7 protein-coding genes are annotated in these 9,444 nt (G+C 51.0%); all 7 read left to right on the top strand.

What is annotated here, in order from left to right; genetic code table 11:
* The first annotated feature begins 556 nt into the window (after window positions 1-556).
* Entirely contained in the window at window positions 557-1,357 is an 801-nt protein-coding gene (locus CXY73_RS00535) for a WecB/TagA/CpsF family glycosyltransferase (protein ID WP_104176452.1), read from the top strand.
* On the top strand, window positions 1,347-2,375 hold the full coding sequence (locus CXY73_RS00540) for a glycosyltransferase (protein WP_104176453.1): 1,029 nt from the start codon (window positions 1,347-1,349) through the stop codon (window positions 2,373-2,375). Before CXY73_RS00535 ends, CXY73_RS00540 begins: the two co-directional genes overlap by 11 nt.
* Entirely contained in the window at window positions 2,372-3,625 is a 1,254-nt protein-coding gene (locus CXY73_RS00545) for a hypothetical protein (protein ID WP_104176454.1), read from the top strand. The genes CXY73_RS00540 and CXY73_RS00545 overlap by 4 nt, the downstream gene beginning before the upstream one ends.
* A 257-nt stretch (window positions 3,626-3,882) precedes the next feature.
* Window positions 3,883-4,305 carry an acyltransferase gene (locus tag CXY73_RS00550; RefSeq protein WP_104176455.1) on the top strand — a complete coding sequence of 141 codons (423 nt, stop codon included), beginning with the start codon at window positions 3,883-3,885 and terminating at the stop codon, window positions 4,303-4,305.
* 181 nt (window positions 4,306-4,486) lie between these two features.
* Entirely contained in the window at window positions 4,487-5,884 is a 1,398-nt protein-coding gene (locus CXY73_RS00555; RefSeq protein ID WP_104176456.1) for a Gfo/Idh/MocA family oxidoreductase, read from the top strand.
* 452 nt (window positions 5,885-6,336) lie between these two features.
* The gene (locus tag CXY73_RS00560) at window positions 6,337-7,590 is read left to right on the top strand and encodes an oligosaccharide flippase family protein (RefSeq protein ID WP_158253962.1); all 1,254 of its coding nucleotides are present in this window, start codon (window positions 6,337-6,339) and stop codon (window positions 7,588-7,590) included.
* 355 nt (window positions 7,591-7,945) lie between these two features.
* Window positions 7,946-8,824: a CDP-glycerol glycerophosphotransferase family protein gene (locus CXY73_RS21735; RefSeq protein ID WP_255411333.1), complete on the top strand. Its 879-nt coding sequence runs from the start codon at window positions 7,946-7,948 to the stop codon at window positions 8,822-8,824.
* Window positions 8,825-9,444: the final 620 nt, after the last annotated feature.

The raw sequence follows: 9,444 nt of genomic DNA on the forward strand, positions 1-9,444 counted from the left end.
CGCCCTCGATCAACAGCGCCCACGCGGGGAAAGTCCGATCGGACTGAGTAGTCGGCGCGCTACCAACCAATCAGGACTCACCCATCAGAGGTGCCAGTTAGCGATTTCGAGTGGCCGCGCACCCGAGGAGGCGGTCATCCCCTGCACTAGATGCGTTCAATCTCCGCGTTGTACCCACTCACGGCCTCAAACACGTGCCGCACAAAGCGCCGGTCCGCAACCTCCCGAAACAGGGCACTCACTAGCGACGAAAAAGTGCTTAGCAAAGTACCGTTCCCGTGCGGAGGACTAGACTAAAATAAGGGGCAAGTGGATTATCCCCCGAATGGGGGCACAACATGAACAGTCGAACTCTGCAGCAAGTCCACAAGGATTCTCTGCACCTAAGCAAGTGGGCGCGCAATGACGGGCCCGCCTTCAACCATAGGCAGCCGACTGCAGCAATTTTGGGGATGTCGTACCCGCAGACGACAGGCTTTAGATACCCCCCACCAACGATACATATGGGATTCGTCGTCGAATCAAGTTCATTAAAGTGGCCTAAGAAGGATGCTGAATGAGCATCGTGACTGAAAAAAGTATCATGCAAGTTCAAGACAGCAAGGTTTTCGTGCACGGCGCGGAGCTGTTCAGCAGTAGCACAGCTGAACTCCTTAACGACATTGAAGCGCTCTGCCATGACGATCAAGCCCACCTTGTTGTGACTCTAAATGTCGATCAGACATTACAACTTCGACAGGATAAACTCTTTCTAGAGGCCTATCGCCGAGCTTCACTGCGAATTATAGACGGCATGCCTCTAGTAGCTCTAGCGAGACTCCTTGGTCTCCGATCCGTGCATCGAAACACGGGAGCCGATTTATTGCGCCATGTCCTCGATGAATCAATGACTCGAAACTGGCGGGTGGCTATCGCTGGCGGCTCCAAAAGCGACGAACGTGCGATCCTAGCCAATATTCAAGAATCTCACCCTGACGCAGATGCCGTGTTCATACCGTTCCCACGTATTACAGACGTTCATGATCAGCGCTCGATTGAAGTGATTCGGGAACTCGAATCGGTAAAGCCGCAAGTCGTATTCTTATGCCTTGGAGCACCAAAACAAGAGTTATGGTTCTCAACTTGGCTACATATTTTACCGCGTGCCGTTTACGTTGGCGCAGGGGCTGCCGTCGACTTCACCGCAGGAAAACAAAAGCGAGCACCTGAATGGTTACAACGCGCGGGGCTGGAATGGGCTTGGCGGCTCTCCCACGAACCAACCCGTCTATGGAAGCGCTACCTCCTGCGTGGTCCCTTGTTTATTGTCGTTGCTGTCCAATCCATATTCGTGAGGCGCATTCATCATGAGTTCTAATGAAGCTGTGTTCATAAGTTGGACTACTTTTCACGGAAGAAGCGAAGGACTCGCGCGGACACTCGGCATAAACTGTATATTTCTAGAGGGCGGCCGTGGCCCCGCACTTATCCGTTATCTCCGATTGTGGAAAAAAACCCAAGCCGTTCTCCGCCAGCATAAGCCGTTTGCTATTTTTGTCATGCAGCCTCCACCGATCGCAATATTGTCCATACTTCCGTATTCGATTCGCACAGGAGCACGAATCTATGGCGATTTGCACACAGGAGTATTTGATGATCCCAAGTGGATTTGGCTGCGCGCGCCGACACTTTACGCACTTCGTAGAAGAGGCGCCGCAATTGTCACTAATGAGTCATTGGCGGAGATTATTCGCGAGCGAGGAGGACATGCGCTTGTGCTACATGACTTAATTGAAAAGCGATCAGATGAAGGGCGCAAAAGCGTCAATGTGCATGCACAGATCAAAACGCCACAGGACTCGCAAGAGCCCTATGTCTTAGTCCCGTTAGCGTATGCGCATGATGAACCGTTAGCTGCAATTCTTCATGCAGCGAAACAAACTCCCAACTTCACCTGGAAGTTAACAGGAACAGCCCCGGAATGGATGCAAAAATCCGCTCCTCGTAACGTCGTCTTCCCCGGATACGTGAGCAATTCAGAATTCTCAAGACTTATTCACCAATCCGCCGTCATGGTGGCAATGACCGTCATGGAGAATACTATGCAACGGGCTGGATATGAAGCGTTATCGTTTGGCAAAGCACTTGTAACCGCGCCAACCAAAGTTCTCGAAGAGTACTTCGGAGATGCGGCACTGTATGCGGCACCAGAAGCAACGGAGCTCGCCGATCAAGTGCGCATGGCCATTTCGAAAAGGACCGAGCTAGAAACAAGAATGATCGCACTCAGAGATATGAAAATTCAAGAGCAATCACATGCGCTCGCGCAACTTATGCTCTGGTCCAAGGCATCCGTGACCGAGTCTCTGACATTTACCGAGTCAACCCGGAGATGACCCTGCCAATCCTCCGCGATACGACCGTATACGCACCGAAGGTCGGCGCCGTGGGCTTCAGCGCCGCAGTCGCGATGTTGTGCGGGGCAATTCAGAGTCCTCTATCGGTCCTAACCACATGGAGTAGCGCTAACCTGCTTGATGACCTGGCAGTGCTCGTGATGCTGTCATTCGCGACGCTCCGACTCTGGCATGCACAGGGTGCGGTGATTCTGCTCACAATCTTGTGGCTGCTCTTGTGCATGGCTGCACTGCTGCACACTTCCGTCGATGGAGAAACTGCCTTCTTTCTCTTCCGACAAATCCTCATGCCAGCGATTCTAATAGTTTGCGGCCTGGTTCTCTCTGAAATGGAATGGAAACTCGTTTGTAGAATCGCCATTCTGATCGGACTCGCAAATGCCGCGTACATTGTCCTTGAGGAGCTTGGTATACATCTTCTCGACGCGTCCAAGCTGGCAGCAAACAGCGGCGTCTGGATATTGAATGGAATACCAGGGTACTACTACGGATACGCTCTAAACGGAGACGTCATCGTTCGCGCTGGAGGGCTCGTTCTCAACCCACCAATCGCCGGCATCGTGACCGCCGTCGCCGCGATTATTGCCTGGCAAACGATTCGGCCAGGCTGGCGTTTTCCGCTTACGGCTGCGCTTGTTCTCGCAACCATGGCAGCATCAAGTCGCGCCGGCCTACTTATTGCATTTGCTGGATTAGTTCTACCTTGGATGGTACGCAGATTGGGAATAATTCCAGCGACGGCCATAGCCGCCGGAGGAGGCTTCTTATTTGGTCTCCAGATACTAAATCATGGCGGTACTGCTTCACATCTCAGAGGGTTTCTCGGCGGTCTATCTGACGCGATTGCTTACCCGCTCGGCCGCGGATTTGGTTACGCCGGCAACTTCGCCGATATCGGTCTCGTGGAATCGAGTGAGAGTCTTGTTGGGATCGCATTCTCGGCAACGGGTTTCACAAGCGTCATTATCGTAGCGATACTCGGCGTCGTACTTCTGTGTCGCCTCATGGGAGATACTTCTATCTGGATTGCCGCGATCGGTCTCGGCGCCGTTGCTTCGTCTTTTTTTTCCGAAACGGCGGGAGCGGTAAACGGGACTATACCTTTGTGGTTGGCTGTTGGATACGCTCTCACAGTGAGGATTAGATCCGGCTGTTTAGAACCCGTGCACACATCCAGAATCTCGACTGCGCGTCGGTTAGGCCGTGCGGAAGGCCATCAAGGCTATTGAGTGGGACCAAAAAATATTTGGCGCCAGATTCGATAAGCCTGTGGAAGTAGGCAGCAATAAAAATTGAACGAATATTTTCAACCGACTTATCCGCCGTGATTTTTAGGATTCCAAATTTGATACATCAAATTTTTTCGCATGCAGGCAAGGTGCTCACTACTGTATTCTCGACCTCATACGCTTTCCTCCGCGGCGTCCACTTACAAGGCCCGGTCCGTTTTCGCGGAAAATGGCCGATACTATCAGGAGCGTCAAGAATGAACCTTGGTCGAAACGTTGTACTTGGCGGCCCTCTATTGCCTATTCAACTCACCACTGGACGATCTGGCGCGCTCAATATTGGGGATGGGAGTTTTGTCAATCAGGGCTGCAGCATTCACGCCGAATTGTCCATAACGATTGGAAGCAATGTTCGAATCGGTGATATGTCAGCGGTTTATGACACCAATTTCCACGAAACAGTCGCAGGGCGCGGGGTAAGAACAGAGGCTATTCTCATCGGTAGAAACGTTTGGCTTGGTAGAAACGTTACCGTCTTACCGGGAACAGTGATAGACCACGACAGCGTCGTCGCGGCAGGATCCGTCGTTAATGGAATATTTCCCGCATTCTCACTTATTCGGGGGAACCCAGCTATTCTTGTCAAAACGCTAAATGCAATTGAACAAGAAGAACTCTAAACAACGCTTGAAGTCCGAATAACAAATCCTGGACCATAGAATGCGGCTCGAATTCCACGTCGGTCCTGCCTGCAGAAACGACCTGCACGTAGAGGGAAGACCATTACGATAAGGAGCGCACGGGGATACGGCGTTTGTTCGCTTAGCATTGCATAAATCAGTCACCTCATAGGGGGAATAGATGAAGAGAGTCATAACATATGGCACGTACGACCTTTTTCATGATGGCCATCGACGACTGCTAGAAAGAGCTCGAGCACTCGGCGACTATCTACTTGTAGGCGTGACTACGGACAATTATGACGATTCACGAGGTAAACTCAACGTCCAAGACACACTTATGCGACGCATAGAAAGTGTGAGGGAGAGTGGCCTCGCAGATGAGATCTTCATTGAAGAAACCGATGGCCAAAAAATCACAGATGTGCAGAAGTATGACGTGGATACCTTCGCAATCGGTTCTGACTGGACAGGCAAATTTGACTATCTTCAAGACTACTGTCGCGTGGTGTATCTTGAGAGGACTCCAGGCGTTTCCAGCACTCAACTCAGAGCACATTCCCATGGCATAGTTCGGTTGGGCATAAGCGGGAGCGGACGTATCGCCGATCGATTCATCTTGGAATCGAAGTTTGTAAGCGGAGTGAACGTTGAGTCTGTCTATTCATCACAGTTGGCTTCTGCGCAGTCTTTCTGTAACCGACACGAGCTGGCTCGCTCAACTAGCAACTATGATGAATTCCTAGAAAGTGTCGATGCGGTATACATTGCAAGCCCGCACGAATTTCACTTCGAGCAAGCGTGTACAGCGCTGCGAAACGGCAAGCACGTTCTCTGCGAGAAGCCATTAACAATGAGCTTCCAGGACTCCGAGGAATTGCATAACACTGCCGAGAAGCACGGCGTCGTACTGTTGGAGGCAATTAAGACTGCGTACTCTCCTGGCTTCATCCGTATGATCGCGATCGCTCGAAGCGGTGTTATTGGAACGATTCGAGACGTGAGCGCCACATTCACGAAAATCGCACTCGCCGGATCCCGCGAAGTCGTCTCGGAATTCGGAGGCAGTGCCCGCGAATTGGCTAGTTACCCACTCTTGGCAATAGTTAAACTTCTAGGAACTGACCTTGTTGGCCTCGAAATTGACACAATCTTGGATCCGACAAACAGGCTTGATCTGTTCACCAAAATGCACCTGCGGTATAATTCTGCATTTGCTACGGCAACTGTAGCCCTAGGGGCAAAAGCCGAGGGAAACCTCGTCGTGGCTGGCACGTTGGGTAGCCTCTACGTACCCTCGCCTTGGTGGAAAACAGAGCAGTTTGAAACACGATTCGAGGATCCAGCGCATAACAAAAAGTACTTTTTCAAGTTCGACGGCGATGGACTCCGATACGAATTAGCAGAATTTGTGTCGCTAATTAATTCAAAGGAGACTACAACTACCTTTAAGCTTTCTCGAAAGGAATCCCTATTCATCCAAAGCGTCCTTGACGCTGGCAACGTCGCATTGCTTAGTGCGCCAAATACGACCGAATCGATCCACGTTATTGCTTCCATCCCAGCACCATTCACGTAAATTCCTCCCAGCCCATGTGTACCTGAATGTAAGTGTGTCCGCTCTGTATGGAAGCGGGTAGGAAGTTATTCAGTGCCACTTGTCTGCGTAATTATTCGTCGACGTGACCAGTTGCACGCATTCGGTCGGATTTAGGCGACTCATCACCGTCGGCCAACGTCAAACTTAGTAGCTGCTCTTCGCGGTCGAGAGACCATCTACTACTTTGCTAGCATTAGGACTCACTCAACAGTTACCTTATGTTTGATAGCACGTTAGAGAGCGTGTATCCAGTGACATTAATTGATAGGGAATATGAATCAGCTCGACCATAGTGCTCGCCCGCATCGACTCCGGGGCACACGAGGTACTCTTCCAACTTTGCCACGGTCTCGCGGTCTGCTTCTTGCAAAATGGGCCTATTTGCATCAAGTTCGCGTGATTTTAGGACATTCTCTAGGCTCAGGAACGCGTTGACCAAGTCGATGCGCAATGGAACGAATCGTGTCTTCAAGAATGCTGGAGCCCTTTTTACAATACAGCTCCTGAACTATGCGCTGCCGCTCGTTTTGCTACCGTACCTTACGCGCGTCCTGGGACTCGAACTTTATGGCGTAGTCGCTATTGGGCTTTCTATGGTAATAATTGCCTCGACTATTTCTGACTTTGGTTTTAGTATTTCCGCTACTCATAACATATCTCAGCTCGGTAACGATAAAGAGAAAATTAGCGGAGTGATAGGTGCTGTCTTTGCGGCAAAAGTGATGTTGTTGCTCATTATCACACCCTTCTATACTGCCTTTGTTCTATTCAACTCGCGGTACGAATCCCATCAAATTCTCTTCGCAATTTTCTTTCTTTCTATTTTAAGCCAGGCTTTTCAGCCTAATTGGCTATTCCAAGGCATAGAGAGAATGGGCTTTATAACCGCATATACTACCCTTTCGCGGATTCTTTACATAATAATGGTAGTAGTATTCGTTAAGAACCCTGAGGACTCTGCTTGGGTTGCACTCGCTCACGGACTTTCTTTTACGGTCTCTACAATTCTGAGCCTTATCTTAATGGTGCGCCTCGGCTATTCGCCTAAATGGACGAGTGTGAGATTCCTCAGGGATACAATTCGGGAAACCTGGGGCTTTTTCGGCGCGAAGGCCTCAGTAGCTGTCTATACAGCTGGGGGTGTCTTTTTTCTAGGCTTGACCAGCGGGGCCTCTCAAGCAGCGCTCTATTCTGCCGCGGAACAACTATACAAAGCGGCTCAAGCTTTGGTTATGCCAGTTTCGCAGGCGCTGTTTCCCTACATGTCCAGAGTTAAGAATTTCTCTCTTCTCTTCGTCGTCCTAAAGATCACAATTATTGGAAGTCTTATTGGGGGCTTCTTCGCCGTGATTTTTGGTGAGTATGCTTTAGGGATTGTTTTTGGACAAGACTTTAAGGATAGTTATCCCGTCTTGGTAGTTTTTGTTATCACATTTGTGATGTCTGCTTCATCGCTGCTTTTAGGCTATCCCTTCCTGGGCGCTATGGGCCAATCGCGATTAGTCAACTCTAGTGCGCTTTGGGCAGGCCTGCTTCAAATTATATTCTTGGCCGTTCTCTTCCTGATTCATCAGGAAGGCGGAGTATATGTCGCTCTCTCTGTGCTTGCGGTAGAGATTGTTGTACTTTCCCTGCGAATTGTGTGGGGAATCCGCACCTATAAACTTACATACGGAGGACGATAGCCCTATGTTTTCGATGCAACTCGCCAGGATAAAGCGTAGGACCTTATATAGTGTTGAGTGGCTGCTCCTGGGACTTGGCTTTTGGATTGTGCGACGGACTGCGGCCGTTGCTCTTTTCCTTGGCAAAGAAGATGATGAGGAAAATCTTCTCGTGACTGCTCTGGAACTTCAACGGCGCTACGGGGGACAGGTCTTATTCTTAGCACACAATCCTGCGTTGGTGCGGTCCTACTTGAACGTCCTCAGTCCCGGCACGGAAATTGGACCCCGTGCAATTAGGATTGTGCAACGCACTCGGTACCGAACTGTTCTGTATTTTATATTTTCCGAATTGGTTTTCACCAGTCACATTGAGATGTCATCTCCCAAGGCGCGCGGAATTCGCCTCCACGTTCACTTGACGCATGGCCTGGGCCCAAAGAGATATATCTCGACCACTTCGAGTGAGCTCACCTGGATATCGGCTTCCACAGTTTGGAACGGCCTTCATCTCCTTGGATGCCACGCTAGTGACGCCGAGATGTTGTTGTCGGGCCTTCCTCGGCAAGATTCTCTCACGTCCTTTCGCCCCGATCGATTGAGCCGCCTTCGATTACTTGGGCTAGATCCGGACCTGCCCTTTGTCGTCTGGGTGCCGACATATCGTAGTACCAAAGGATATGGGCTTGGGACCCAAACGGTCGAGGAAGGGACTCCCTTCAATGCAACCCGACTTGATAACCGTCCCAGCCCTATAGATCTCCTTACGCAAGCGAAAGCTGCCAACGTTCAGCTGGTCGCGAAGCCGCATCCAATTGACGCGGATCGTCTTGAAAAGCTTGGAATCAGGAGCATCACGAATTCAGAAATTTGGAGTGCTGGTTTGTCAGTGTATGAATTTCTCGGACTTTCCACCGGGATGGTAAGCGACTACTCGAGTATTTGGATTGACTACTTGGAAACTGGGCGCTCAATCGGACTTTTCTGTCCTGATTACGAAGCCTTTGCATCGAGCCGAGGAATGCTGACTCCGGATCTTAGTGAAGTTGCAGGACGGCTGTTTCTGGATAGCCACACGACTCTTTCGGATTTTTTCAGAGAGATTGCTAATGGTGGCGTCTTTCGCCAGTCAGATTTGCGCGAATGCCGAGAACGTATTGGTTTTGTCGAACGAAAATCAGACCGCACGCGGGCTCAGTCTCTTGTGGATGAATTGAGCCATAGATATTCACGGAGGATTGATATGTGGAATTAGGCAATGCACGCATTGATGGCTTCAGAAGCAGTCACTGAACTGTGCCTGATCTCCTGTCGTTTTCTTTCTGGTGAAAGGATTTGGATATGCCCAAGCAACACACAAAACCGGCGCGGCGCGTACGGCCGCTGCAAAATCCTCGTCAAGCGAGCTGGCCTTCCAACCGGAACTCACCCGCACACGATGCGGCATGCAGCCGTCATGGCCTGCTCGACGCCTGCGCGGCACTTCGTGACGCGCTGATATTCTCCCGACACAGCGACCCACGAATCACGACGCGCTATGACCGGGGCCGCCAAAACCTTGACCGGTACGCCGCACACCTGGTGAGCGCATACATCGCTGGGGGAAGCATGCCCGAGGAGTAAGCATCTAGCGACGTGGGCGGCGGTATCGTCGGGGCTGCGGCATCCGCTTGGTTGAACGCAACTGACGTTCGGGGCATGGGTGCCATGCAACCACGCACTTGTGTCCAGGGGTCCTGACATGGAGGTCCTGGCGCGATATATTTGGGAGCAAGTCTGAGCCGTAATTTTACGTGAATATTGGCTTCCGAGGGAGCCAGGGGTGGTGCGGGTGGCAGCCAGTGCTCGGAATCATGAATCGTGTCGTTCAGAGCC

It is taken from the genome of Cryobacterium sp. Y50 (assembly GCF_002929805.1).
GTDB lineage: Bacteria > Actinomycetota > Actinomycetes > Actinomycetales > Microbacteriaceae > Cryobacterium.

What these genes read in the sequence shown, in the direction of transcription:
- CXY73_RS00535 (WP_104176452.1), top strand. Translation starts at nt 557, where the DNA reads ATGAGCATCGTGACTGAAAAAAGTATCATGCAAGTTCAAGACAGCAAG.
- CXY73_RS00540 (WP_104176453.1), top strand. Translation starts at nt 1,347, where the DNA reads ATGAGTTCTAATGAAGCTGTGTTCATAAGTTGGACTACTTTTCACGGA.
- CXY73_RS00545 (WP_104176454.1), top strand. Translation starts at nt 2,372, where the DNA reads ATGACCCTGCCAATCCTCCGCGATACGACCGTATACGCACCGAAGGTC.
- CXY73_RS00550 (WP_104176455.1), top strand. Translation starts at nt 3,883, where the DNA reads ATGAACCTTGGTCGAAACGTTGTACTTGGCGGCCCTCTATTGCCTATT.
- CXY73_RS00555 (WP_104176456.1), top strand. Translation starts at nt 4,487, where the DNA reads ATGAAGAGAGTCATAACATATGGCACGTACGACCTTTTTCATGATGGC.
- CXY73_RS21735 (WP_255411333.1), top strand. Translation starts at nt 7,946, where the DNA reads ATGTCATCTCCCAAGGCGCGCGGAATTCGCCTCCACGTTCACTTGACG.